Source organism: Streptomyces sp. NBC_00096 (genome assembly GCF_045041305.1).
GTDB lineage: Bacteria > Actinomycetota > Actinomycetes > Streptomycetales > Streptomycetaceae > Streptomyces.
In genome coordinates this window covers 332,104-357,321 of the sequence record NZ_CP108221.1, presented here as the reverse complement: position 1 = coordinate 357,321, position 25,218 = coordinate 332,104, and the positions used below count along the sequence as shown (strand labels likewise).

The window sequence follows — 25,218 nt, the reverse complement described above, 5'->3', positions numbered from 1 at the left end:
TCGTCGTTCCGAGCCGGGTGTCCGGGTGTCCGTGGAGCCAGGCCGGGCCGGGACCGGTGCGGTGTCATTGCGCCATGGGCCTTGTGGCCGCATGCTCCGGGCGGGCAGGCTCGATGCATGAACACGGCCAGGCATGCCAGTGAACAGCTGATGAGTTGGCCCTCGCTCGTCGAAGGCCGGCCCACCTGTGGTGCGGCACTCGGTTTCAACGCGGGGGCGCAGGAGATCGTCCACTTCCACGGGGAGCACGAGGCCGACGTCCACCTGACGCGCGCGATGATCTCGAAACTCCGGCCGGCCCTCGCCTCTTCCACCGCCATCCAGCTGCGTACCGGCTCGGAATGGGTGACGGTACGCCTGGACATCGGCTCGGACATCGACCTGCTGGCCACCCTGGTCAGCGCCGCGCTCCAGGCAGCCACCCGGGCGCAAGCGGACTTGAGCGGCTGGCACCCGGACCCTTGCTCACGTCATGGAAGCCCGGTCATCGTCGGCGGAACGATCCGCGCCTGACGGCAAGCAATGGCAAGCCACGGCGAGCCACGGCAGGTGGTCGGCGAAGCACCAGGAAAAGCGTAACTATGGGCCGAACTCATTGACTTGACGAGGCCGGTGGTCATAGACCTGTCGTACCGGCCGGGCGAGGGGGAGACCCGCCGGACCGCACATATGACGGGGATGGCGGACGCCGCGATCGTTCAGGTCCAGCGGGTCCGTCGCCTCATGGGAACCGGTGGTCTGCATACCGGTCCACATCAGTCGGGTTCCGTGCCGAGGAGCACGAGCGCCGCGGACGCGGGGAGTGGCGGGCTATCGCCCCGGCCCCGTGGAGCGGAAGTTCCGTGCCGGCAGCGGACCGACGACATGGCCCCGAGGGCATCAAGGCGTGGCAGGTGCGCAGGCGCGGACGGTGACACCGGCGCGCCGACGCCGCCGTGCGCCGCCCGGGGGCCGTACGCGATGCGCGTACGAGCAAGAGAAGGGGTGGTCGGCATGAGCCGACCCGACATGATGCGAGGACCCACCGGCGGGCAGGTGAGCGACAGCTCCCGCCGCCAGGCACTCGCCGATTTCATGCATCCGCAGGCGCCGATGGCCAATGTCGTCGGCTTCGGTCACGGTGTGAAGTGGACCGGTGGACAGCCGACCGGCGAGCCCGTGCTGCTGGTCTTCGTGAACCAGAAGGTTCCCGAGTCGATGCTCCCCGAACGGGACGTCGTGCCGCGGCAGATGGACGACGGCACGCCGACCGACGTGGTCGCGGTCGGCCACGTCTTCGCCCAGCGCGGCCAGCAGCCGCGCCGGACGAGGATCGAGCAGGACGACTTCGCCTACCGGGCCGACGGCAGCGCGCGCGAGCAGCTGGCGCAGTTCTCGCAGCCGATGCTCCAAGAGGGCTCCGGCGTCGGCTTGTTCGAGCCCCAGCTGCTCAGGCGGAGGATGCGGCCGTGCCCGTCGGGCTTCTCGGTCGGAAACGTACGGGTGACGGCCGGCACGCTCGGCAGCGTGGTGTACGACTTCCTGCCGGGCGCCTCCACCGACCCGCCCGGCCCGGGACTCGGTACGCCGGCGAAGCTCTACGTCCTCAGCAGCAACCACGTGCTGGCGGACTCGAACCAGGCGCCGGCGGGAAGCGCCATCGTCCAGCCGGGGACCTTCGACGGCGGGCAGGACCCCGCCGACCGGATCGGGACGCTGGACCGGTTCATCACCCTCCAGTTCGCCCCGCAGATCCCGGTGGAGCGGCACCACAACATCGTGGACGCGGCGCTGGGCGCGGTCGAGTTCCAGGACGCGACCCGGGACCAGTACTTCAGCGGCGTGCCGCGGGCCTGGCGGCGCAAGGCCAACGTGGCCGTGGGCGACCTCGTCCGCAAGACCGGCAGGACGACGAACGTCACCTTCGGCCGGATCATCTCGGTCGACGCGACGATCGACGTCAACTACGGAGCGGCGGGCATCGCACGCTTCAAGGACCAGATCCTGACGACCAGCATCTCCGCGGGCGGCGACTCCGGCTCGCTGGTGACCTCTCAGGACGGTGTCGCGCTGGGGCTGCTCTTCGCGGGCTCCCAGGTCATCACCGTGGCCAACCACATCGAGAACGTCCGGACCCTGCTGCGTGTCGAGATCGCCGAGCAACTCGCCTGACAGGAAAGGGTTCCTGACCACCGTCAGAAACCCGGAGAGGACTCTCCGCATGACCGTTCACGCACAGAAGACGTCGAAGGGCCGGCAGGCCGGCCGCGAGCACCGCTTCCTGAACTCGCAGGGAGCCGAGGTAAAGACCCGCGACGAAGCGTTCGCGCCGGTCCAGGAGGTGGCGGCGGAAGCCGTCCTGACCACCGCGAAGCTCCAACTCCACAACGGGCCGGTCACGTTCGACCTGGAAGTGAAGTACAACCCGAACACCTACCCGTACGTAGTGACGGGCGGCCGGATCACCTCGGGCATCTGCGGCGCTCCGTGGGACATCACGGGCGGCTCCTTCGGGGAGCAGCTGAGACTGGAGGCCAAGCGGTCGGGGCCGGGCTCGTGCGCCGACTCCGTCACCATCGTCGGCGAGTACCAGAACCCGCCTTCGTACCGCGGGACTTACGGGTTCCAGGGCGCCACGTCCACGTTCAGGCACACGACACGGTACGAGTGCTGATCCGCTGAGGGGAGTGACCGGGCGAACGGGTTCCTGTCCGCTCCGGCCCCTGTCCGCCACGGCTCCTGTCCAACACGGCTCCTGTCCATCACGGCCCCGGGCCGGGTGGGCAGGGGCCGCTCCGGCGGGCCGCGCCGGACGTCAGGTGGTGAGGGCCTCGATGATCGCGTCGGTGGTGCTGACCTTGCCGATGCGGGGGAAGATCTTGGTGAAGGTGTGGGCGTGGGAGTCGGCGTCCGTGTCGGCGGTGGCGTCCTCGGCGAAGACGAGCCGGTAGCTGTGCTCCCAGGCGGTGCGCGCGGTGGATTCGACGCCGACGCTGGTGGAGATGCCGGCCAGGACGATCTGGTGGATGCCGCGGCGGCGGAGCTGGAGGTCGAGCTCGGTGCCGGTGAAGGCACCCCAGTGGCGCTTGGTGATGATGATGTCGCCGTCGGCGGTCAGCTCGGCCGGGAGCTCGGAGAACGCGGCCGGCGGGGCGGTGGCCGGACCGGGGCGGTCCACGTTCGTGGTGGGCAGGTCGCCGCCGTCCGGGGACCAGGCGACCCTGACCAGGACCACGGGCAGGCTCTTGGCGCGGAACGCGTCCGCCAGCCGGATGCCCTTCTTGAGGATTTCGTCGGCGGGCTTGGTGGTGGGCAGTCCCAGGATGCCCTTCTGGAGATCGATCAGGACCAGGGCGGTCTGCGCGTCGAGGCTCAGGTCGGTCATGGGTACGTCTTCTTCCTTGGGGTCTGTGTCCCGCGGACCTCGGGTTCCGGGGCTCCGGGGTTCGGCTCCGGACTTCGGGCTCCCGACTCAGCTCTCGGCCAGGCGCCGGAGCAGTGGGACGGCGGAGGTGACCATCTGCAGTTCGGCCGTGGTGAGACGCCGGGCCATGAGCTCGGCGAGGCGCCCGTGGCCGGCCTGCTTGCGCTCGCGCAGGAAGCGGTGGCCCAGGTCGGTGAGCGTGATCACCCGCTGGCGGCCGTCGGTCGGGTGCGGAGTGCGCTCCACGTAGCCGTCGGCCTGCAGGCCGCTCACGGTGGAGTTCAGTGACTGCGGACGGATCTTCTCCGCTTTCGCCAGGTCGGTCACCGTGCTCGGTCCGTCGCGGTCGAGCCGCTTGAGGACGGAGATCTGCGACAGGGTCACCCCGCTGCCGGCGGAGGCCATCCGCATGTGGCGCACCAGGAGGCTGACCGCCAGCTGGAGCTCCTCGGCCGTTTCCCGTAGCTGGGTGTCCAGCTGCTGTTCCGCTGCCATGACACGACCATAGCGGACATACAGGGTTACTGTGAAGTCTGACTTAGTATTTTGGATTGGGTGAACCAGGCGATCCGGGCGAACCGCGTGAATCGGGCGAGCAGGGATGGGATGTGTATGGCTGCCATGGGTGCCATGGCCGGACTGACACGGCGCACCGCGCATTCCCTGCGCGGCCTGTGGGAGGTGTACCTCTCGCGTGACGCCTCGGCCCGCTTCGACTGGCGCCTGGCGCTCGGTACCGCCGTGCTGGTCGGCGTACCGGTCCTGTCCGGGGTGGCCACCGGGAACACGCGCCCGGCCATCATCTTCACCATCGCCGCCTTCTTCACCTCCCTCGCCACTCCGAAGGAGGAGCTGGGCGGGCGGATCCGGCAGTTCGTGCTCCGCGTCGGCCTGCTCACCGGGGTGCACGCCCTGGGCATGCTCACCGCGGGGGACGTGTGGGCGACCGCGGCCGTCGCCGCGGTGCTGGCCCTGCTCGTCCCCCTGCCCGGCGTGGCCGTCACTCCGTTGATCATCATGGTGATGGGCACCACCCCACAGCCCGGCATCGGCTTCGGAGAGCACATCCTGCTCTTCGCCGCCGGCAGCCTGTGGACCACCGCCATGATGCTGACCCCCTTCGTCGGCGGCCGCTACCGACCGGCCCCGCCGCGCGGGCCCACCCCGCCGTGGGGCGGACGCACGGCCGCGACCCGGCACGCCCTGCGCCGCGCCATCGCGTACGGCGATCCGAAGGTCCGGTACGCCGTCCGCCTGTGCGTGTGCTTCACCCTCACCTACATCACCTTGACCCTGCTCCACGTCCCGCACGCGAGCTGGGCCCTGACCGGCATCCTCACCACCCTGCGCCCCACCTGGGGCGCCACCCACAGCCGCATCGTCAAACGGCTCACCGGAATGATCGTCGGCTGCGCCCTCACCGCCCTGCTCCTCGTCCTCACCCCGGGCAACGCCCTTGCCGAAGGGCTGGTCGTCATCGCCTTCGCCGCCGTCGCCCGCCCCGTACGCGGCTTCAACTACGGCTTCTGGCCCATCTTCGGCACCCCCGTGCTGCTCCTGCTCGACGACTTCAACCACCACCTCGGCTGGCCGGACGTGGTCGAACGCCTCGGCAACAACATCCTCGGCGCGTTCCTCGCGGCCACCACCATGCTGCTGCTGTGGCCCGCGCACGAGGAAGGCCGGATCCCCGAACGCCTCGCCACCCTCCTCGACGCGCACGCCCGGTTCGCCGAACGGGTCGCGACGGTGGTCGAGTTCGGGCCCCAGCTGGAGCGCGAGTACCGCATCCGCAGGGCGGAGGACGCCACCGCGGACCTGCGCGCGGCCCGCGCGCGCCTGGCCACCCGGCGCGGAGCCGACCCCGGACTCCTCGCCCACCTCGACGACGTGTGCGCGGCCGCGGACCGCCTGCGCGGTCTCATCACCGTCCACCGCCCCTACGAACACGCCCGCGCGGCACTCGCCCCGGCCGAACTCCTGGCCTGCGCCACGGGCCTGCGCGACGCGGCCGCCTTCGTCACCGGCATCCGCTCCGCCGAAATCGGCGACCCGGGAACCGCCCCCGGCCCGCTCGAGGAGGCGGCGTACGACCTCATCCGCGCAGCCGTACTCACCTCTGCGGCCAGCACCCCGGACCGGCCCGTGGCGATCGCGGACCGGGCGGCTGGGCCCGGGCACTGAGAGAGGCGCCGCGGCTGCGCGGAAGCCTGGGGGCGTTGCATCAAGTCCCATCAGGTGCATCGACGTCCATCGACGTCCATCGAGGTGCATCGCGCATACAATCCCAGCTTCCGGACCGAAGGAGCCGCCACCCGTGATCGTGATAGCCCACCTCAGCGACATCCACCTCGACGGCGGAAGCCGGGCCGCCGAGCGGACCCGCCTCGTCATGGAGTACCTGGAGGGGCTCCCGTACGCGCTCGACGCGGTGCTGGTCAGCGGGGACATCACCGATCACGCGACCGCCGGGGAGTATGAGGAGGCGCGCAAGGCCCTCGGCTCACGCCACCCGTTGGTGGTCTGCCCGGGAAACCACGACGACCGCGCGGGCTTCCGGCGCGGGCTACTGGGGGAGGAACGCCCCACGGGAGCCCCGGTGGACCAGGTGCTGCGCGGCGACGGCTTCGTGCTCGCGGTGTGCGATTCCTCCGTCCCCGGTGAACACCGGGGGTACTTGGAGGACTCGACGATCGCCTGGCTGGACGGGGTGCTCGCCGGCACCCCGCACGAGGTGCCCGTACTGGTCGCCTTCCACCACCCGCCCGTCCCGCTGCACATTCCGTACGTGGACGGGATCCGGCAGTTCGGCGAGGAGCGGCTGGCCGAGCTCGCCGGGCGGCACCCGCACCTGACCGCGTTCCTGTGCGGGCACGCCCACACCGGGGCGGCCACCACCTTCGCGGGGCGGCCGCTGCTCGTGGCGCCGGGCGTGGTGTCCACGACCCGGCTCCCGTGGGAGGCGGCGTCCGGGGAGAGCGAGTACATCCACGCCGACGAGCCGCCCGCCGTGGCCTTCCACGTCATCGGCGAGGACGGGCGGCTGACGACCCACTACCGGGTGGTCGTGGCCCGCCGGTAGCCGGAGCCGTCGCGGGTCCGGGTGAGGTGCCCGGCGATGACCAGGTACCGCCGCAGCGCCGCGCAGTCCTCGTGGACGGTCCGCAGCAACTCGTTGACCTCGGGTTCCGCGTAGTCGCGGTCCACCGCGAACAGGGTCTCGGTGAGGTGGACGAGCAGCTGTTCGCGGCGGGCCGCCTTGCGCGGGATGGCCGTGAGGCGGCCGGCGGAGGTGAAGAGGTCGGCGACGCCGCGTTGCGTACGGGGCTCGGTGCTTTGTGACATGTCATGGAGCTTTGCCCGCCCCAGTCTTCCTGGGCAACCGGTTTTCCCGCCCGAGCTCCGGCCTCCGGGACGAGTTCCGGGCGGATCCCGGGCGGGCCGACGGCCCCGTCTCGAGGTCCGGCACTCGCCCAAAAAGTGACGGTCGTTCATCTTACTGAGTGGTAGTACCTGCCAGTACCCTCCCCCGTGACCGGTTCCTGCCCCCCACGGAGGAGCACGTATGCCACGCCCCACCGCCCGTACGAGAACAGCCGTCGCCACCGCGCTCATCGCACTCGGCGCGGCACTTCTGACCCCGGCCGCGGCCGCCGCGGGGGCCGACGCCCCCGTGCCGCTCCCGATCGCCGACTACTGCGGACAGCAGTGCGCGGACATCCTGCCGCCCGGCCAGAGCGGCAACGCCACCCTCGCCCAGATCCTGGCGCACAAGGCCTTCGGTACGCTGCCCGCCCATACCTCCGACCAACTCGCGCGCTACGACTCCCTGGTGGCCGGGTATCCCGGCCTGACCGACGCGAAGGTCAATGACTTCTTCAACGACGCCTCCTTCGGGGTCCCCGGCGACCAGGTGGAGTCCACCAGCAGCCCGCGCTCCGACGTCACCATCACCCGGGACAAGAAGACCGGCGTCCCCCACATCAAGGGGACCACCCGCTACGGGACTTCCTTCGGTGCCGGCTACGCGGCCGGCCAGGACCGCCTCTGGCAGATGGACCTCTTCCGCCACGTCGGCCGGGGCGACCTCACCCCCTTCGCGGGCGGCGCCCTCGCCAACCAGGGCCTGGAGCAGCAGTTCTGGCCGCAGGCCCCGTACACCGAGGCGGACCTCCAGGCCCAGGTGGACCGGATCCGGACCACCGAGGGCGAGCGCGGACGGCTCGCGATGGAGGACGCCCAGGCGTACATCGACGGCATCAACGCCTACCGCGTCCAGTCCAAGAACGGCCGCTACTTCCCCGGCGAGTACGTGCTGACCGGGCACATCAACTCCATCACCAACGCCGGCGAGATCCAGCCCTTCAAGCTCACCGACCTGATCGCCCTCGCCTCCGTGGTCGGCGGCCTGTTCGGCGGCGGCGGTGGCGGCGAGGTCCAGGCCGCGCTCTCCCTGCTGTCAGCGCAGCAGAAGTACGGCGTGGAGGAGGGCACCCGCGTCTGGGAGTCCTTCCGCGAGCGCGAGGACCCGGAAGCGGTGCTCACCGTGCACGACGGCGCGAGCTTCCCGTACGCCCAGAAGCCGGCGAACCCGCAGGGCACGGCCCTGCCGGACGCCGGCTCGGTCACCGCCGAACCCCTCGTGTACGACCGTACGGGCGCGGCCGCGAGCGCCGCGGCGGCCAGTCCGCCCAAGCTGATGAAGCCGAGCATGTCCAACGCCCTGCTCGTGTCCGGCGCGAAGACCGCGAGCGGTCACCCGGTCGCCGTCTTCGGCCCGCAGACCGGCTACCTCGCACCCCAGCTCCTCATGCTCCAGGAGATCCAGGGGCCGGGCATCAGCGCGCGCGGCGCCTCCTTCGCCGGCGTCAGCATGTACGTACAGCTCGGCCGCGGGCAGGACTACGCTTGGAGCGCCACCTCCGCCGGCCAGGACATCACCGACACCTTCGCCGTCGAACTGTGCGAGCCGGGCGGCGGCGCCCCCACCGGGGCGAGCACCTCGTACCTCTACCGGGGCACCTGCACGCCCATGGAGAAGCTGGAACACACCAACGCCTGGAAGTCGTCCGTGGCCGACTCCACCCCCAACGGTTCCTACCGGATGCAGGTCTGGCGCACGAACTACGGCATCGTCACGCACCGCGCCACGATCGCGGGCAAGCCCGTGGCCTACACCGCGCTGCGCTCCACCTACCGTCACGAGGCCGATTCCATCATCGGCTTCCAGATGCTCAACGACCCGTCCTACGTGAAGGACGCCCGCACCTTCCAGGAAGCGGCCCAGCACATCGGCTACGCCTTCAACTGGTTCTACGCCGACTCGCGCGAAGCGGCCTACTACAACAGCGGGTTGAACCCGGTCCGGCCGGCCGGAGTCGACCCGGCGCTGCCCGTCCAGGGCAAGCAGCAGTACGAGTGGCAGGGCTTCGACCCGGCCGCCAACACCGCCGCCTACACCCCGCCCGCCCAGCACCCGCAGTCCATCGGCCAGGACTACTACATCAGTTGGAACAACAAGCAGGCCAAGGACTACGGCGCGGCCGGATTCGGGATGGGCTCCGTCCACCGCGGTCACCTCCTCGACCAGCGCGTCAAACCGCTCGTCGCGGCCGGCGGCGTGACCCGGGCCAAGCTCACCCAGGCCATGGCGGACGCGGCGGTGACCGACCTGCGCGCGGAGAACCTGCTGCCCGAGCTGCTGGCCGTGCTGCGCAGCGCTCCCGCCACCGATCCGGCGGTCGGCGCCGCGATCGACAAGCTCGCCGCGTGGCAGGCGGCGGGCGCCAAGCGCAAGGAGACCGCGCCCGGTTCGAAGACCTACGCGCACGCGGACGCCATCCGGATCATGGACGCCTGGTGGCCGGCGCTGGTCGAGGCCGAGTTCAAGCCCGGCCTGGGCGCGCCGCTCTACGATTCCCTGCGCGCCTCGCTGACCATCGACGAGGCACCCAACGCGGGCCACGGGCCCACCGGTTCGCACGCCGGATCGGCCTTCCAGTACGGCTGGTGGAGCTACGCGGACAAGGACCTGCGTACGGTGCTCGGCCTCCCGGTGTCCGGTCCGCTGGCCCGGTCCTACTGCGGCGGCGGCTCGCTCGCCGGGTGCCGGGACGTCATGACGGCGACGCTGAAGCAGGCGGCCGCGGCCACCCCCGCCGCCGTCTATCCGGCGGACGGGACCTGCGCCGCGGGCAACCAGTGGTGCGCGGACACGATCGTGCAGCGTCCGGTGGGCGGCCTGGCCCACCCGCAGATCAACTGGCAGAACAGGCCCACCTATCAGCAGGTGGTGGAGTTCCCCGCCCACCGCTGAGGAAGCGCCCGTGCGAAGGCCCGCCGGCCCCGGATCGCTCCGGGGGCGGCGGGCCTCCTCGTACGGGTGCGGGCGGGTCGTCGTGGTCCGGCGGGTCAGGGTCCGACGGTGATCTGCTGCGCCGGGTCGGTGGTGTCGGTGACCTTGTACACGGCGGTGAAGGCGGACGAGCTCGCGCTCGTCGGGCAGCCGAAACTGCCGGTGACCGTGACCGGCACCGAGGCGCTGGTGAAGGTCAGGCTCGGCGGGGCGCCGTTCGTCCAGCTCCCGGCGACGCTCGCCGGTCCGGAGGGGGCGGTGATGACCGTACAGACCGCCAGGCCGGTCGTGTGGACGACGAGCCCGCCCGTCGGCACGGTCATGGTCGCGGTGATGGGGGAGCCGTTCTGCATCGACACCGACCAGGCTCCGCTGGTGGTGACCGTGGGGGTCACGCCGGGCATGCTGGAGGTACAGGAGCTGTACGTGGGCGGCGAGATCGGGGACGAGACGGGCCCGGCCGCGTTGTGGTTGCCGGGGGCGGCCGGCACCGTGCCGGTGGACACGGAGACCGTACAAGTCACCGTGACCGAACCGGCTTTGAGAGTGGCCTTCCCGCTGAGGGTGGCCTTGAAGGCGTGCCCGGCCGGGGTGACGGTGGTCGACCCGGCCAGGGGTAACGGCGCGGCGGTGGCGGAGACCGTGGCGAGGGACAGGGCTCCGGCCGCGGTGGCCGCGGCGAGCGCGAGGGTGGTGCGCGTACGGCTCATGGCTGTGCTCCTTGGGGGTCGTGGTGCTGCGGGGGAGCGGACGTGGGGGGCGTGGTCGCGGGCTGGGCCCCGTACGGCTGCCAGGCGAACATCAGGCCGCCGCCGAGGATGCCGAGCAGGGTGCCGATCAGGAACCCGCCGAGGTTGGACAGGACCAGTGCGGCGGTGGCGATGAGGGTGGTGAGGACGCCGGCCAGGCTGCGCTGGGATGGGGAGAACCAGGCGGTGAGCCCGAGAACGATCATGACGATGCCCATCAGGACGGACGGGATCCCCGCCACTCCCTGCTGGAGCATGATCTTCAGTGGCGCCAGCGGCAGGGCACAGATCTCGGCCCCGGCGAGGACGGCGAAGAGCCCGCCCCAGAACGGCCGGCCGCGCCGCCACCGCCGCCAGCGGGTCAGAAGCATTCCTTCTTGCCCTTGCTGATGTTCATGTTGAGCCCGGTGAGCTTGAAGGTGCCCGCGTTGGTGGCCCAGGCCGTCTGGTGGAGATCGGTGATGCTGACGGTGTCGGCCTGCTGGGCGAACAGGTCCTGCATGCCCACCGCTTCCGCCGGCCCCTTGTCGAGGGTGGAGGCGTCGCGGCCGATCTCGATATTGGTGAATACCGCGTCGCCGGACAGCTGGGTGGCGTCGACGAAGAGGTTGCTCGCCTCGACCGGGGCCTTCTGGCCGGCGGTGAGGTTGAGCGAGATGTCGCCGATGATCGGGAGGGTGGTGACCACCGACTGGCACAGGCTGTTGAGCTTGGCCTCCCTGATGGCGGTGACCGCCACCGGGATGAGTTCCTGGCGGGCGTTGACGTCCACGCTGCCGTACTGGGCGAAGCCCTCGCCCTGCAGGCTCTTCGCCGACACCTTGAACTGCTGCCCCGATACGGCGAAGGAGGCGGCGAGCGCGCCCTGCGCGAGGGCGATGCCGAGGCCGGCGGTCACGGCGACGGCGGGGACGGTCAGGAGGGCGAAGCGGCGCCAGCGGACCCGGCCCTCACGGCCCGCTCTTCCGTCGCTCCGTGTGGTGGGCGGTTCTGGTGAGCTCTCGGATAACTTCGGGGAATCTGCCATGAGATCGTCCCTTATGTTCGGCTGTGCACCGTTGTTACCGACGAGTTGAATGTAAGAGTGCCAATGGGGGTTGGCAAGGTCGCTCGGGCGTACCTTTTCGGCCGAGTCCTACTGGGCGGTCACGCCCCGGGAGGCTCCGCGCGCAGCTCAGTACGGAGCAGGCCGGCGACCTCGGCGTCCACCCGCCGGGCCATCGCCCGGGCGAACTCGGAGGCCACGACCTCGCCCGCCAGCGGACGCAGCGCCGCCACCGCCTCCGTGATGTCTTGCAGGCGCGTGGCCGAAAGCTGCTCCAGCCCCTCCGCGCCGATCACGTGCGCGCTGAACAGCGCGACGAACCGGTCCGCGACCGCTGCCGCCTGTGCCTGTACGAAGACCCCCACGTCCAGGACCTCACCGAGCGGCACCCCCGCGCGCACCAGCGCGAGCGTCGCCTCCAGCAGCCGCCGGCTGCGGTGCGTGACCAGGTCGCCCTCGATCGTCACGTAGCCCAGCTCGGCCGCCCGCCGGGTGTCCTGCGGGGAGGCGGTCGGGCCGAACAGCTCGCGCAGCTCGGCGCGGGACATGGTGACCGAGTCCTCCTGCTCCCAGTCGCGGGTCATCTCCCGCTCCAGACCCAGCAGTTGGGACAGTCCGCCGCCCTGTTCCCAGGCGGCCAGCAGCTCCGCGATGCCGTTGACGGTGTAGCCGCGCCCCAACAGGTCGCTGATCAGGCGCAGTCGGGTGAGGTGGTCGTCGGAGTACCAGGCGATCCGGCCCTCACGGCGCGGCGGCGGGAGCAGCCCGCGCTCCTGGTAGTAGCGCAGGTTGCGCACCTTGACCCCGGCCGCGCGGGCCACGTCCTCCCGGCGGTAGCGCCCGCCGACGCTCGCACCCTGATCCACCTGACTGCTCACGCGGCCGAGTGTAGGACGTGACGGCGGACCTACCGGCGGGTTACCGAAGGGGCGTACCGGCAGGTCACGCGCCGCGGGGCTGCTCGCGCCGCTTGACCGCCCGCAGGACCACGAACTTCGGCTCGCTCGCGGCGACTTCGCTGTTGCCGAAGAGGCGGCGGAGATGGGTGTGGTACCCCATGTGGCGGTTGGCCACCACCCACAGCTCGCCACCCGGGCGCAGCGCCTTGCGCGACTGCGCGAACATGCGCAGCGCGGTCGCGTCCGTCGTCGCCTGGTGGGAGTGGAAGGGCGGATTGCAGAGGATCAGGTCCACCGAACCGGGGGGCAGCATCGAGACGCCGTCCCCGACGAGGAACTCGGCACGGTCCAGGCGCCCTTGGACATTGGCGCGGTACGTGGCCTGCGCCGAGGCCATCGCCTGGTACGACTCGTCGGTGAAGACGATCTCGGCGTCCGGGTCGGCCACCGCGACCGCCGTACCGACGATGCCGTTGCCGCAGCCCAGGTCGACGACGCGGGCCCCGTCCGTATTGGTCGGGATGCTCTGGAGGAAGAAGCGGGTGCCGACGTCGAGGCGGTCCGCGCAGAAGATCCCGGCGTGGTTCACGACGGTGAGACCGGAGCCCGATCCCGCCTGCTGGTCGACGGTGTACGTCACCGGCCACGGCCCGTCGGTCCTGGGGTGAGCGGCTCCGGGGTTCCCGGGCGTGCAGAAGATCAGGCGGGCCTTCTTCTCGGCCAGCGAGGTCTTCGTCGGACCCAGGATCTTCTCGAAGAGCCGCAGCGTCGAGGTGTGGATCTCCTTCACCATGCCGGTGCCGACGACGACGGTGCCGGCGTGCACGTGCGGGGCCAGCCGGTACAGCTGGTCCTCGAGCAGCGCCAGGCTCTTGGGCACCCGCACCAGGAGCACGTCGATCCGCTCCGGCGGCGCGTCCTGCGTCGTCAGCAGCGTCACGGTGCTCTTGGCGGTCCCGATGCCGTTGCGGTCCAGGTTGGCCGCGGTGGCGGAGCGGGTCAGGATGGAGTCGGTGATCTGGGTGGGGTGGTGCGCGGCCAGCGCCGTCGTCAGCGCTCCCCAGCGGTCCCCGATCACGGTGATCTGCCCGGCGCCGGCCAGATCCACCGGGCCGCGTTCGCCCGTACCGGATTCGAGGTGGCGGAGCAGGTACTCGTCGGCGGCGTCCCATGCGAAGAGCCGGTCGCGCGGGTCCTCGGGGAAGCGGGCGAGCTCGTAGGAGCCGAAGGGCGTGGTCAGACGGTTCATATTGTCCCCAGGCTAACCGAGGGACCGCCCCGGTCCCGCACGGGCGGGGCCGGGGCGGTCCGGGAGAGTGGGGACGGGCACCGGGGAGCGGACCGCGCGGCCCGGCCCCCGACCGGCCCCCGACCGGCCCAGGACCGGCTCCGGACCGGTTACTCCGGGAAATCCCCGGCCATCGCGGCGGCGATCCGCAGGTAGGGAGCCGCCTCGGCGGCCCTGCCCTGGCGCTCCAGGGTCCGCCCGAGCATCAGCTGCGCGTAGTCCTCGACGGGCCAGCGGTCCAGGATGGCGCGCAGCTCGAGCTCGGCCCGGGAGAGCTGGGCGGAGTGGTAGTAGGCGCGGGCCAGCAGCAGCCGGGGGGCGAGCAGCTCGGGGGCCGAGGCGGCCACGCCGTCCAGGACCCGGGCGGCGTTCGCGTACTCCTTCGCCTCGAAGAAGAGCAGACCGCGGTCCCAGCGCTCGGCCGCGGTTCCGTGCTCCAGGTAGCCCTGCTGCGCGTTCATCGGTTCCCTTCCGCCAATCGGGTGACTGTTCACGGCTGCCGCGGCAGCGGCGCTGTCCGCCGCTCCGCCGGACCGTTCAGTCAGCTCGCTCCGTCATCTCGCTCCGCCGGACCGTTCCGCCGGGCTGTTCCGTCCGCCTGCTCCAACGCGTGGATCCGGACGTACATTCCAATGACCGCGGAGGCGGCGGCGGGACTAGGTTGTGCGGTATGAGCAATCTCGATCGCCAGCCCGCTCTCTCCACCTGCGGCGGCCGCGGTTTCGTCGTGGCCGAGCCTGTGCGCGAGCTCCTGAGCCCGCGCACCGTCAAGCTCGGTGCGTCCACCGAGGTACGCCGACTCCTGCCGAACCTGGGCCGCCGCATGGTCGGCGCCTGGTGCTTCGTCGACCACTACGGCCCGGACGACATCGCCGACGAGCCCGGTATGCAGGTCGCGCCCCACCCGCACTCGGGGCTCCAGACCGTGAGCTGGCTCCACGAGGGCGAGGTGCTGCACCGCGACAGCGTGGGCAGCCTGGCGACGGTACGCCCGCGCGAGCTCGGCCTGATGACCTCCGGCCGCGGAATCAGCCACTCGGAGGAGAGCCCGCGCCCGCACGCCCGCCTCCTGCATGGCGCGCAGCTGTGGGTGGCCCTCCCCGACGCGCACCGCGACGTAGACCCGCACTTCCAGCACCACGCGGAGCTCCCGGAGGTCAGCGCCCCGGGCCTGACGGCGACCGTGATCCTGGGCACCCTCGACTCGGCGACCTCGCCCGGATCCACGTACAGCCCGATCGTCGGCGCGGACCTGACCCTGGCGGCCGGCACGGAAACCCGGCTCCCGCTGGACCCGGACTTCGAGTACGCGGTCCTGTCGATGTCGGGCGAAGCCCACGTGGACGGCGTCCCCCTCCTCCCGGGCTCCATGCTCTACCTCGGCTGCGGCCGCCGGGACCTCCCCTTGCGCGCCCTCTCGGACGCCGGCCTGATGCTGCTGGGCGGTGAGCCGTTCGAGGAGGAGATCGTGATGTTCTGGAACTGGATCGGACGCTCCAACGAGGAGATCGTCCAGTTCCGCAAGGACTGGATGGAAGGCACCCGCTACGGCGAGGTAAAGGGCTACGACGGCCCCCCGATCCCTGCGCCGCAGCTCCCGCCGGGGCCGCTGAAAGCGCGTGGGCGGGTGCGCTGACTTGCGTGTTTCTTGATCAGGTCGATCGGTCGGGACTGGCCAACGAGAGGCTGGAGCTCCGGCGGAGATCGTCGCGCGGGAGGGAGGGGCGAGGTCCCCCGGAGGCCCTCGCCGGCCTCCCGGCGTCTCCCGTGTGTGATCACCTGCGGTCAGCTTTGCCGGGATCAACGCTGACCGAATGCCGGCCTTGGTGATGGCTCGTCAGTTCGCGGCATGGCCTCCGGCCGTCGGGAAGGAGCCTGGAACGAGGTCCGTCAGGGGTCTCGTCGCGTAGGGGACCCCTGACGCCACGTCATCGCCTACCTCGCCGCGACCTGCCGGTTCCGCGTCGTCTCCGACCCGCCGTCGTGGCTCAGCGGCGAGGAACAGGCTGAAGTCGGTGCGTTCTTGCGCAGCACCCCGGGCGTCCGGTGCACCGGCACGCTGCGAGCCCGGGGATCGGCAACCTCACCTGTTCCCGGGCGTCCTGGGGGCGTGAGGAACACATGGAATGCAATCGCGTTGGCGGCAGCCGTGGCCTGCCTGGGCAAGGGGGACAAGATCACCGCGAGGATCGTCCTGCGCGGCCACTACACCGGGACGTTCGAACCAGACCCTGCTCGCCCGGCTCGGGGCCGCGCGATGACCACCGACGGCCTTGCCCTCGCCGAATGCTTGGCCCGATCCGGTACGCGCGGCGCGGCAGATTCAGGAGAGGGGGTCCGGCAGGAATTCCGTGCCGATGTATGCCTTGACAGCTTGGGTGATGAACTGGCGGGTGTCGTCCGGGCAGAGCGCCTCGGCTTGCAATCGCGCGTACAGATCGCTGTAGGGCTGCGCGGCGGATCGATTTTCCAGGTAGAGGTCGCTGGCTAACCTTTCCAGATACACCATGCTCGCATTGGTGCTGTCGGCGAAATCGAGCAGTGAGAACTGCCCCGAGACACCCGGGTGCGCCCCGGCCTCGTAGGGGAGGAGCTGCAGGGTGATGTGCGGCTGGGAGCCGAGATGGTTGAGGTGCTCCAGCTGCTCCCGCATGATCTCGCGGCTGCCCACGACACGCCGTAGTGCCGATTCGTCGAGTACGGCCTGCAGGCGCAGCGGATCGCCCGGGGTGTTCAGTCGGTCCTGGCGTCGCAGTCGCACTGCGAGCCGTGTGGCGATCTGCTCGGCCGTTGCGTGAGGGACCGTTCCTGCGATGACCGCCCGGGCGTAGCCGGGGGTCTGGAGGAGGCCCGGGATCACCAGGGCCTCGTAGGTCCGGATCCCAGCCGCCTCGGCCTCCAGGCCGATGTAGGTGCCGTACGGGATGTCGCCGTAGGCGTCCCACCATCCCTGCACGCTCGAGTCGCCGGCCAGGCGCATCAGGTCGTCGAGGAGCTGCTCGTCCTGGACTCCGTAGAGCCGGCAGAGGTCACGCACGTCGCGCGGCTTGATGAGGCGGTGGCCGTTTTCCAGGAGGCTGATCTTCGGCTGCGAGATCAGCAGACACGCCGCCACCTGCTGGGTCGTCATTCCGCTGATCTTGCGCAGCCGGCGTAGCTCCGACCCCAGTCGGCGCCGACTGGTGACGGGATTGGTGTTGACGCCCACGGGGCGTTTCCTCCGTTTCAAGAATCCTTTTTCCAGTGAGCAGACTGCCATGTTCCAGGGGCGGTCCGAACCGCCTCCGTGCCGTGTCGTGAGCGGGATGCGGCCCTGCGCAGCGGTGTCGCCGACCGGTTCCCACCTGCCGCCACGTCGTGAATTCAGGGAACCGGGATTCGCTGGATCACAGGAATCATCATTTCCCCTACAAGGCCTAATAGGTCAGCTCAAGCCTTTATGTGATTGTCGATCCGCATGAATTGCAAATCGCGCGGAACCGTCCGAACGAATCCCAGCGGGGTGAAAATTTCTGCGTAATATGCCAGCGACAGCGAGGCGGTCCTGTGCGACCGGGACCGTCATTTACGCCACCATCCACTAACAGGAGTTGGCCCCTCGATGACGCTGAACATCTCTGGCGCGGCGCTACGGCGCACCACGCCGATCTGGATCGCGACGGTGCTCGCCACGGTGATCGCCTCCGCGGTCGTTGCGGTGACGCCGGACCGGGCGGACGCGCTCGCCACCCCCGTACCCCTCGGCACGGCCACCAGCTTCGCGGTGCTGGCCGGCGCGGCAGTCACCAACACCGGCCCCTCCGTGGTCACCGGAGACCTCGGGGTGCACCCCGGAACGAGCATCTCGGGATTCCCGCCAGGCCGGGTGCTCGGCACCCAGCACTCCGCGGACTCCGTGGCCCAGCAGGCCAAGACCGACCTGGTCGCGGCGTACAACAACGCCGCCGGCCAGGCCACGGACGGTGCTCTTCCCCCGGACGCCGGCGGTCTGACGCTGGTGCCCGGCGTCTACACCGCCTCGTCCACGCTCGGGCTCACCGGCACCCTCACCCTGGACGCGCAGGGTGACCCCAACGCGGTGTGGGTCTTCCAGGTCGGCTCGGGTCTGACGACGGCCTCCGCGAGTCGGGTGCTCCTCGTCAACGGCGCGGCACCCTGCAACGTCTTCTGGCAGATCGGGAGTTCGGCGACCATCGGCACCAACTCCACCTTCGTGGGCACCATCATGGCCGGGGCGGCCATCACCGTGACCACGGGTGCTTCCATCGACGGTCGCGCGCTGGCCATCACCGAGGCCGTGACCCTGGACACCAACCGGATCACCCGGGCCACGTGTGCGGCGGGCACCACCGGCGGCACCACCGCAGGCACGGTGGGAGGCCTGGTCACCGGCGGTCTGATCGCCGGCACCACGGGCGGTACGGGCGGCACCGCGACGGGCGGCACCGCGACGGGTGGCACAGCCACCGGCGGCACCACCACCGGAGGCCTTCTGGGCGGTGTGCTCGGCGGAGCGACGACGGGCGGCGGCCTGCTCGGCGGCGTACTGGGCGGAGCGACGGGCGGCGGCCTGGTCGCGGGGACCACCACCGGCGGCACCACGGGCCCGGTCACGGGCGGAACACTGGGCGGCGCAACAGGGGGAGGCGGCCACCAGCCTCCCGGCAAGCCCGGTCACCACCAGTCGGGCAAGCCCGGTCACGAAAAGCCCGGCAAGCCCGGGCACGACCACCAGGGCGAGCAGGACAAGCCCGGGCACGACCACCACGCCGAGCACGACCAGCACGACCAGCCCGGAGAGCACGGCGGATACGGCGGATACGGCGGCGCAGAGTGAGTGCACGCTCCGCGGTACGGGCCGCGGTAGCGGATCCCGCGCGGCCCGCAGCGGACTGACTGCCGCAGCGGTCGCCCGCCCGCACGAGGCGGACGGCGGCGTACGACGGAACACCTCGAGCCCGTCGTACGCCGCCCGAGCAGGAGCCGAAAGAACGCAAGCCAGGGGAAACCGCGATGGGAAGGCCGGGTGAGGCCGTGCTGGGTGGTGTCGAGCCAGTGGACGTGGAGGAGTCGGAGCACTCCGAGACCGGGCCGGCGGTCCTCGACCGGGGCGGCGGCCCGCACGCGTACAGGGGCGATCCGGGCCCGCGCGGCCCGCTGAGCGCAGGAGCCGGGGCCGCCATCGTCCTGTGTCTGGCACTGGCGCTGGTCCATGTCCTCCTGGTCTTTCTCCACGTGGCACCGCCGAACCCGGTCTCGCAGCTGTACAGCAGGCCGGTCAACGCATGGGTCTATCCCCTGTTCGAGCAGAACTGGCGGCTCTTCGCCCCGGATCCGGACTCGGTCAACCGGCAGATCTCCGCGAGGACCAGCCGGACGAAGCCCGACGGCACCGTGGAGGTCAGCGGCTGGTTCGACCTGAGTGCGGTGGACACGTCCGCCATCGAGCACAACCCCTTCCCGAGCCACACGGCACAGAACATGCTGCGCCGGGCCTGGAGCTCCTACCTCGAAGCATTCGGCGCCGATGACCAGCCGCGCTCGGACCGGGCCGTGATGATGCGGACGTACCTGCGCAACATCGCGGCGGATCGCGTCGCCGCCCACCGGCGCGGCTCGTTCGACTCCCTCCAGCTGCGGGTGACCACGCTCCGCATCCCCGCCCCGAACGCGGCAGGTGGCACCCGCCCGCCCGGGCCCGCCGCCGCACCGGTCGACATCCGTAATCTGCCCTGGTGGAAGGTGGCCCCCCGTGGAACGGACTGATCAGACACCCGCCGGCACGCCCGCCCGCCCGCCGGGGACCCAGATGCTCGACCGCATGGGCTCGCTCCTCACTCTGCTCATCGAACGCCCGGTCTCCCTCTATGCCGCGGCCGTCCTCCGCATCGGGTACGGACTCCTCCACCTCCTCTTCCTGCTGCGCGAGTTCCCGCACCGCGAGGAGATCTGGGGGCCGGGTTCCCCTTGGACGCCCGCGCTGGCCGAGCAGCTGTTCGGCCAGACCGGCTGGGCCAGCGTCCTCACCCTGTCCGACAGCCGGGCGTACTTCGAGGCCTGCTACGCGGCCGCCGTCTTCATCTCCGTGCTCTTCATGCTGGGATGGCGGACCAGGGCGGTATCCGTGCTGTTCGCGGTCATGGTGGCCTCGTTCCACGCCCGGGCGATCTTCATGACGGACGGGGGCGACAACCTCATCCTCCTCATGTCCGTCTACCTCGTCTTCACCGCGTGCGGCCGGCACTGGTCCCTGGACGCGCGCAGACAGCCGGGCCGGGCAACGGCCCGGGCAACGGCCCGGACCCGGCCCCGTCCGCGGCCCCGGTTCCACGAGCTCCGCCGGAGCGCGGGCACCGTGCTGCACAACTGCGCCATGTTCGTCATCGCCGCCCAGGTCTGCTTCCTCTACGGGTCCGCGGGCCTGTACAAAGTGCAGGGCGGCTCATGGGGCAACGGGACCGCCCTCCACTACGTGCTGAACCTCGAACTGTTCAGGCCCTGGCCCGCGCTGTCCCTCATGCTGGACCAGCACCCGATCCTGATCGCCGTCGCCGGCTACCTGACGGTACTGCTCCAAGTCGCCTTCCCGTTCGTCCTGTTCGGGCGGCTCAAGTACCCGGTCCTGACCATGCTCCTGGGCCTGCACGTGGGAATCGCCGTCTTCTTGGGACTGCCGCTCTTCTCAGGCGTGATGATCGTCGCCGACGCCGTGTTCCTCCCGGACCGCTTCTACCAGTCCGTGGGTCGGATGTGGGCCCGCGCTACCCGGCCGGCGCTCACCAGGAAGACACCGGCGCCGGACCCGGGAAGACCGGCGCGCGTCCCCGCTCAGCCCGAACCGGCCGGCCCGACATGCCGCGAGCGGTCACGCAGCCATCCGTAGCCCCCCACGGGCCGCCCCTGGCGCCATATGGCACCAGAGTCCCGAAGGAACCGCTCCGTTACCCGGTGACGGGCACGGTCGCCGCGCCCCGCCGGTCGTGGCATTGCCCTAGCGGATGGCGCGGTCGCGGGAGCGGCGGACCCAGCGGGCGGTGAAGAAGGCCACGTCGGCGGTGAGCAGGGCGATGCCGATGACCAGGAGGTAGCCCAGGCCGTCGGCAACGATTCCGATGAGGCCGAGGACGACGGCGATCAGGATCAGGAACAGGAAGACCGCCATGGGGCGGACGCCTCCTTGGTCGTGGCGGCGGTGTCGGTCAGCGGCGTGCGAGCTGTCGTTCGCCGTTGGCGCCGGGCTGGTAGGGCATGCCGTAGTGCTCGAAGATCGCTTGTTCGTCCTCGGCGGGCAGGACGGAATCCGTGCCGATGGCAGGGGACTTGCGCACGGTCGTCTTGATGTAGGCCACCTTGAGGTAGCCGGGTCCGACGATGGCTCTGTCGAGGGGAACGAAGACCAGGCGCCGGCGGGTGGGAAGGCCCGTGAGGATGGTGGCCATGGCCGGCTCGTCCGTACTGGTGTCGACGTAGACGGCTTCGAGGACGCCGATCTTGTGTCCGTCCGGGTCCGTGACGTCGTGGTTGCGCCACTCGCGGATGTCGGCTGCCTGGATCATCTGCTCGACCCTTCGGGGAGAGTTCGTGCTCTGGACCGTCTGCGCAGCTGACGTGATGGGGCGCAGTTGAAATCACCGGGCTCTGCCGGACGCTCGGGGCTCCACCCCGGCGATGGAGGCCCCGCCATCCACCATCACACCTTCACGGCCCGGCCGGACGGGCCTGTCGGGGCCCCGTGCGGGACCAACCGGCCCTGTCTCCGAACCGGCGGCGGGCCGGCTGCCGACCTCGTCGCTGATCAAGCCATCGATTCGGGCTGGGGCAGACGGGCGGAGGTGAGCGCTGCGCCGAACCCAACGGTGCGGACCCTGGCCCGGGGGCTCGGCGCCGGGCCCGCCGGACCCGCCGGACCCGCCGGACCCGCCGGACCCGCCGGGCCCCGGGGCCAACGGTCCACAGCCTGGATCAGCGGAGTACGTCTTCGGCGCTGCGGTCCGGCGGAGCGGTGCGCGTACGGGGACGGGTGTCGTTGGAGTGGGCCGTGAGCCGGTCGATGACCGCGACCACGCCGTCCAACTGTCCGGCGAGCCGGAGTACGACGGGAATCTGGCTGCTCCTGGGCAGGAGGCCGGCCAAGGTGACCACCCCGTCCACGACACGCACGTTCACGGCGTCGGCGCCGATGCCCATCGTGTCCGCCAGCACGTCCTCGACCAGCACGCGGCGTATCTCGTGGTCCGGGCGGAGGAACACGCGCAGCAGGTCCCGACGGGTCACGATGCCGACCAGCCGGTCCTCGTCGTCGACGACCGGCAGTCGGGTCACGCCCCGTCGGGTGATGAGGCGGGCGGCCTCGGTGACGGTCTGTTCGGCGTGGATCGTGACGGCGGGCGCGGTCATCAAGTCCTGGGCGGTGAGGTGGTCTTGGGTGAGCAGATCGGCCCGCGAGACGACCCCGACGACGCGTTCGTCCGAGTCCACGACCGGTACGCCGCTGATGTCGTGCTCGACGAGCAGCGTGGCCACCTCCGCGGACGGAGTCCGCCCGGTGACCGATACGACATCGTCGGTCATCAGGAAGCCGACTTTGGCGTGCTTCATCTGCGGCCCTCCTGTCGGCTTCGGCCGGTGAGCGCACCTTGCGGAGCGCCCTCACCAGCCACCATCCGCCGTGTCCGCCCGCGGTGCGAGGGCCGAACGGTCCTGTGTAGGGCCTGATCGGTCCCCGGCGGTCCGCGGTCTGAAAGCCGTCGCCGACCGCGTACGCGAGGAGTTTCCCGTATTGACGGTGAACACCGACGCCGAGAAGACCGTGTCGGTGGCTTCGGTCCTGGTCGAGGCGTCCCGCCGTGCGGACCTGCTCGTCACGGGAGGGCGGCGGTCGCCCGGGTACTTCGGGCCCACCCTGGGACGCACCACGCACGTGCCCTCGCCCCACGACACCGAGCACATGGTCACCGAGCACATGGTCGACGACACCGCGCAGCACGATGCCGTACGGCAGGGGCCAGCTCGGAGGCGCTCGAAGAGGCCGCGGGCTGGGTGCGGGAGTACCCGGACGTGAAGTTCACCCACGAGGTGCTGACCGGGCACCCGGTGGAGTGCCTCGCCGAGGCGGCCGAGCACGCGTTGGCCCTGGTCGTGGTCCGACGGGGCGGCCTCCGCCGGGTTTCCGGAGCGCCGAATTCGTCGGCCCGATGAAGGAATTCTGACAGCGGATGGGAAACGGCAGATCGGCCGAGCGGAGGAATTGTCCGGAGCCGCGCGGAGGTACGTTCCGGCTGCGGATTGCTTCCACCGGCGGGAATTAAATGCCTCCGTGTTGATTCATTGTTCGACTAAGGGGCGGTGCTTAACTCTCCCCAATGCGACGGATCGGTCGCGCGGTCGGTTTGCTTTTCGGAGGAGTTGACGGTGGGTAAATCAGTGCTGTCGCGCCGGCTCGTGATGGCCGCGGTGACGGTTGCGCTGGCCGTGACCGCGCCCGGGGTGTCGGTCGTGCAAGCCCGCGCCTTCGGCGGTTTCACCGCCCCCACCGCAGTGGCCGCCCCCGCCGCCGTGGCCGCTGCCGCCGCCCGGCCGGCGTACGGGCCGGTCGTCTCCGAGGACCGTTCGGAGCTCGATGTCCGCGCGCTCGGCAGCGCCGAAGCGGCCCGTTTGGTCGAGCGCCGCTCGCTGCGGCACTCCGTCCTCCAGCCCGCCGGCCGGTTCGTGGCCGAAGGAGAGAAGTTCACCGTCACCGTTCCTGCGGGTGTCACCGGCCTCTCGGTACGCGTCGGCGTCGACGGTGTCTACAAGAACCTGAACGGCGGTGTCGCGAAGACCCCGGTGGTGCAGACCCTTCAGCCGGGGACCAACACCGTCACCGCCGCACAGGACGGTCTGGTCAACCTCACGGACGGCTCCGCGGCCGGTACCCGGACCACGCACGTGGTCGTCACCGGAGGCCAGGCGGTACCCACCTTCGTGCTCGGCACCACCACGCCCGCAGCCTTCGACGCCCAGGTGGCGGCTTCGACGGCTCCCTTCGCCGTCATCATCGGCGACCGGTTCATCGCGGAGATGCAGCGCCCCTCGATCTCGAACAGTCTCGCGAAGGGAGACATCGGGAACCGGGCCGCCTCGATCGACCGAGTGGTCGAAATCGCGGACCGCACATGGGGTCTCTCGCGCGAAGGCTCCGGCCTCACGAAGCGGGCGGACCAGCGGGTGCGGATCACGAGTCCGGACACCGGGTCCGGATATGCCAGCGCCACGCACGACCGGGTCACGTTCCAGCTCAACACCGGTGCGGCGGCGGACCTGTTCAAGAACCCGGTCACCAGCCAGTGGGGTCTGTGGCACGAGATCGGCCACACCTACCAGCCCGGCTTGGTGAATTGGTCGGGGCTCGGTGAGGTCACGGTGAACCTGACCTCGCTCTCGGTGCAGAGGGAGCTGGGGCAGCGCAGTCGCCTCGACGGCACCGGCATGGTCACCGCGGCCAAGAACTTCCTCGCGAAACCCGATGCCGAGCGCCAGTTCGACAGTGGCGACGTCTGGGTGCGCCTTCGCATGTTCGACCAGCTCACGCTGGCGTTCGGGAACGACTTCTACGCCCGCATGGCACAGACGGACCGCGTCGAGGCGCGGTCCGGGACGCCCATCGCGTCGGGCCCCAGCGCCATGACGCAGCGGTTCGCCACGCTCGCGGCCCAGACCGCGCAGCGTGATCTCCGCCCGTTCTTCGCCGCCTGGGGCTTCGCCCTCACCGCGGACACCGGTGAACGTATGGCGGCGCTCCCGGCCTTGCGGAACCACATCTGGGAAACCCTCGACAGTACCAAAGCCGTGATCGAGCGGAAGGTCACCTACCAGCCCCCGGCAGTGACGCTGACGGTTTCCGGGGCGGCGACTCTCGGCGTACGCGCTCCCGGGAAGGGCCTGACGCCGACGGTGTGCGTCGTGGGAGGCGCCTCGTCGGATCCGGCGCTCGTCCAGGCCCTCAGCATCGGTACGGCGGCAGGCACCGTCCTGCAGCGCGTCGTCGGACCGGACGGGACTCCGAACGCGGTCTACGCGGCGGTGGACGTGGTGCACGGCTCGGACTTCTCCGTACGAGGGCTCGGCGACACCGAGCTTGCGGTCATCGCCATGGACACGGTCGCGGGGCGCATCCGCGCGATCGTGAAGTCCTCCAACCAGGCCCACACCTATTTCGGAGACGAGGAGTACGCGGCGGCGCGCTACATCACCGCCGGGGGCACCGTGCTCGCGGACGAGACGATGGCCGGCAACGAAACGAGTGCCGCACTCGTGAAGGCCCTCGACGGAATCGAGTACCAGAACGGGGACGTACTCGAAATTCGTCACGCCGAGCCCGCACGGCTCCTGCGCTGGGACGCGGGGAAGCCCGCACCGACGGGCGCCAAAACCCAGAGGTTCCGCATCAAGGACGGCGGACTGATTCCCCTCACGCTGTAGGAGCCACGGGACCGGCTCC

General features: G+C 70.7%; 26 protein-coding genes. 13 read left to right on the top strand and 13 right to left on the bottom strand.

From position 1 onward, the window contains the following. The first annotated feature begins 117 nt into the window (after positions 1-117). The 3 genes from OG904_RS01645 (at position 118) to OG904_RS01635 (ending at position 2,653) form a co-directional block, all read left to right on the top strand. The gene (locus OG904_RS01645) at positions 118-513 is read left to right on the top strand and encodes a luciferase family protein (protein WP_405486573.1); all 396 of its coding nucleotides are present in this window, start codon (positions 118-120) and stop codon (positions 511-513) included. 480 nt (positions 514-993) lie between these two features. Beyond that, positions 994-2,151, top strand: a complete 1,158-nt coding sequence (locus tag OG904_RS01640; protein ID WP_405486571.1) for a hypothetical protein — start codon at positions 994-996, stop codon at positions 2,149-2,151. A 49-nt stretch (positions 2,152-2,200) separates the two neighbouring features. Then, positions 2,201-2,653: a hypothetical protein gene (locus OG904_RS01635; protein WP_405486569.1), complete on the top strand. Its 453-nt coding sequence runs from the start codon at positions 2,201-2,203 to the stop codon at positions 2,651-2,653. 141 nt (positions 2,654-2,794) lie between these two features. On the opposite strand, the gene OG904_RS01630 is transcribed toward OG904_RS01635, so the two are convergent. Both OG904_RS01630 and OG904_RS01625 read right to left on the bottom strand, forming a co-directional pair. Further along, the gene (locus OG904_RS01630) at positions 2,795-3,364 is read right to left on the bottom strand and encodes a hydrolase (protein WP_405486567.1); all 570 of its coding nucleotides are present in this window, start codon (positions 3,362-3,364) and stop codon (positions 2,795-2,797) included. A gap of 87 nt (positions 3,365-3,451) precedes the next feature. Next, positions 3,452-3,898 carry a MarR family winged helix-turn-helix transcriptional regulator gene (locus OG904_RS01625; RefSeq protein WP_405486565.1) on the bottom strand — a complete coding sequence of 149 codons (447 nt, stop codon included), beginning with the start codon at positions 3,896-3,898 and terminating at the stop codon, positions 3,452-3,454. 135 nt (positions 3,899-4,033) lie between these two features. Between OG904_RS01625 and OG904_RS01620 the strand changes: the two genes are divergently transcribed. Together OG904_RS01620 and OG904_RS01615 are read left to right on the top strand one after the other, a co-directional pair. Further along, complete coding sequence (locus OG904_RS01620) at positions 4,034-5,587, top strand: FUSC family protein (protein ID WP_405486563.1); 1,554 nt, start codon at positions 4,034-4,036, stop codon at positions 5,585-5,587. A gap of 133 nt (positions 5,588-5,720) precedes the next feature. Next, complete coding sequence (locus OG904_RS01615) at positions 5,721-6,485, top strand: metallophosphoesterase (RefSeq protein ID WP_405486561.1); 765 nt, start codon at positions 5,721-5,723, stop codon at positions 6,483-6,485. On the opposite strand, the gene OG904_RS01610 is transcribed toward OG904_RS01615, so the two are convergent. Next, entirely contained in the window at positions 6,458-6,748 is a 291-nt protein-coding gene (locus OG904_RS01610) for a DUF2087 domain-containing protein (RefSeq protein WP_405486559.1), read from the bottom strand. The genes OG904_RS01615 and OG904_RS01610 overlap by 28 nt on opposite strands. A gap of 220 nt (positions 6,749-6,968) precedes the next feature. On the opposite strand from OG904_RS01610, the gene OG904_RS01605 reads away from it, so the two are divergent. Beyond that, on the top strand, positions 6,969-9,719 hold the full coding sequence (locus tag OG904_RS01605; RefSeq protein WP_405486557.1) for a penicillin acylase family protein: 2,751 nt from the start codon (positions 6,969-6,971) through the stop codon (positions 9,717-9,719). A gap of 95 nt (positions 9,720-9,814) precedes the next feature. Here OG904_RS01605 and OG904_RS01600 read toward each other — a convergent pair whose 3' ends face one another. The 6 genes from OG904_RS01600 to OG904_RS01575 all read right to left on the bottom strand — a co-directional run bounded on the left by OG904_RS01600 (position 9,815) and on the right by OG904_RS01575 (position 14,200). After that, the gene (locus OG904_RS01600; protein WP_405486555.1) at positions 9,815-10,468 is read right to left on the bottom strand and encodes a hypothetical protein; all 654 of its coding nucleotides are present in this window, start codon (positions 10,466-10,468) and stop codon (positions 9,815-9,817) included. After that, a complete protein-coding gene (locus tag OG904_RS01595; RefSeq protein WP_405486553.1) occupies positions 10,465-10,878 on the bottom strand; it encodes a DUF6114 domain-containing protein in 414 nt (137 codons plus the stop codon). Before OG904_RS01595 ends, OG904_RS01600 begins: the two co-directional genes overlap by 4 nt. Continuing rightward, complete coding sequence (locus OG904_RS01590) at positions 10,869-11,405, bottom strand: DUF6230 family protein (protein WP_405486551.1); 537 nt, start codon at positions 11,403-11,405, stop codon at positions 10,869-10,871. Before OG904_RS01590 ends, OG904_RS01595 begins: the two co-directional genes overlap by 10 nt. Positions 11,406-11,653: 248 nt before the next feature. Continuing rightward, positions 11,654-12,430: a MerR family transcriptional regulator gene (locus OG904_RS01585; RefSeq protein ID WP_405486549.1), complete on the bottom strand. Its 777-nt coding sequence runs from the start codon at positions 12,428-12,430 to the stop codon at positions 11,654-11,656. A gap of 64 nt (positions 12,431-12,494) precedes the next feature. After that, complete coding sequence (locus tag OG904_RS01580) at positions 12,495-13,700, bottom strand: methyltransferase (protein WP_405486547.1); 1,206 nt, start codon at positions 13,698-13,700, stop codon at positions 12,495-12,497. A gap of 149 nt (positions 13,701-13,849) precedes the next feature. Continuing rightward, entirely contained in the window at positions 13,850-14,200 is a 351-nt protein-coding gene (locus tag OG904_RS01575; RefSeq protein WP_405486545.1) for a tetratricopeptide repeat protein, read from the bottom strand. Positions 14,201-14,409: 209 nt separating this feature from the next. On the opposite strand from OG904_RS01575, the gene OG904_RS01570 reads away from it, so the two are divergent. After that, positions 14,410-15,375: a pirin family protein gene (locus OG904_RS01570; protein ID WP_405486543.1), complete on the top strand. Its 966-nt coding sequence runs from the start codon at positions 14,410-14,412 to the stop codon at positions 15,373-15,375. A gap of 687 nt (positions 15,376-16,062) precedes the next feature. Here the strand turns inward: OG904_RS01570 and OG904_RS01565 are convergent. Further along, complete coding sequence (locus OG904_RS01565; RefSeq protein WP_405486541.1) at positions 16,063-16,947, bottom strand: helix-turn-helix domain-containing protein; 885 nt, start codon at positions 16,945-16,947, stop codon at positions 16,063-16,065. 393 nt (positions 16,948-17,340) lie between these two features. Between OG904_RS01565 and OG904_RS01560 the strand changes: the two genes are divergently transcribed. The 3 genes from OG904_RS01560 to OG904_RS01550 all read left to right on the top strand — a co-directional run bounded on the left by OG904_RS01560 (position 17,341) and on the right by OG904_RS01550 (position 20,622). Further along, positions 17,341-18,576 (top strand): ice-binding family protein, encoded by a 1,236-nt coding sequence (locus OG904_RS01560; RefSeq protein ID WP_405486539.1) that lies wholly within the window; start codon positions 17,341-17,343, stop codon positions 18,574-18,576. A 176-nt stretch (positions 18,577-18,752) separates the two neighbouring features. Further along, positions 18,753-19,505, top strand: a complete 753-nt coding sequence (locus tag OG904_RS01555; protein ID WP_405486537.1) for a DUF5819 family protein — start codon at positions 18,753-18,755, stop codon at positions 19,503-19,505. A 43-nt stretch (positions 19,506-19,548) separates the two neighbouring features. Beyond that, positions 19,549-20,622 carry an HTTM domain-containing protein gene (locus OG904_RS01550; RefSeq protein ID WP_405497696.1) on the top strand — a complete coding sequence of 358 codons (1,074 nt, stop codon included), beginning with the start codon at positions 19,549-19,551 and terminating at the stop codon, positions 20,620-20,622. Between the two features lie 108 nt (positions 20,623-20,730). On the opposite strand, the gene OG904_RS01545 is transcribed toward OG904_RS01550, so the two are convergent. From OG904_RS01545 to OG904_RS01535, 3 genes are all read right to left on the bottom strand, one after another. Continuing rightward, entirely contained in the window at positions 20,731-20,901 is a 171-nt protein-coding gene (locus tag OG904_RS01545) for a hypothetical protein (protein WP_405486535.1), read from the bottom strand. Positions 20,902-20,938: 37 nt separating this feature from the next. Continuing rightward, positions 20,939-21,295, bottom strand: coding sequence for a PRC-barrel domain-containing protein (locus OG904_RS01540; RefSeq protein ID WP_405486533.1), 357 nt, complete (start codon positions 21,293-21,295; stop codon positions 20,939-20,941). A 406-nt stretch (positions 21,296-21,701) separates the two neighbouring features. Beyond that, on the bottom strand, positions 21,702-22,337 hold the full coding sequence (locus OG904_RS01535) for a CBS domain-containing protein (protein WP_405486531.1): 636 nt from the start codon (positions 22,335-22,337) through the stop codon (positions 21,702-21,704). Positions 22,338-22,518: 181 nt separating this feature from the next. On the opposite strand from OG904_RS01535, the gene OG904_RS01530 reads away from it, so the two are divergent. The 3 genes from OG904_RS01530 (at position 22,519) to OG904_RS01520 (ending at position 25,199) form a co-directional block, all read left to right on the top strand. Next, positions 22,519-22,800 carry a hypothetical protein gene (locus OG904_RS01530; protein WP_405486529.1) on the top strand — a complete coding sequence of 94 codons (282 nt, stop codon included), beginning with the start codon at positions 22,519-22,521 and terminating at the stop codon, positions 22,798-22,800. Beyond that, positions 22,797-22,937, top strand: coding sequence for a hypothetical protein (locus OG904_RS01525; RefSeq protein WP_405486527.1), 141 nt, complete (start codon positions 22,797-22,799; stop codon positions 22,935-22,937). The genes OG904_RS01530 and OG904_RS01525 overlap by 4 nt, the downstream gene beginning before the upstream one ends. Before the next feature lie 213 nt (positions 22,938-23,150). After that, positions 23,151-25,199, top strand: coding sequence for a M60 family metallopeptidase (locus OG904_RS01520; RefSeq protein ID WP_405486525.1), 2,049 nt, complete (start codon positions 23,151-23,153; stop codon positions 25,197-25,199). Positions 25,200-25,218 lie beyond the last annotated feature (19 nt).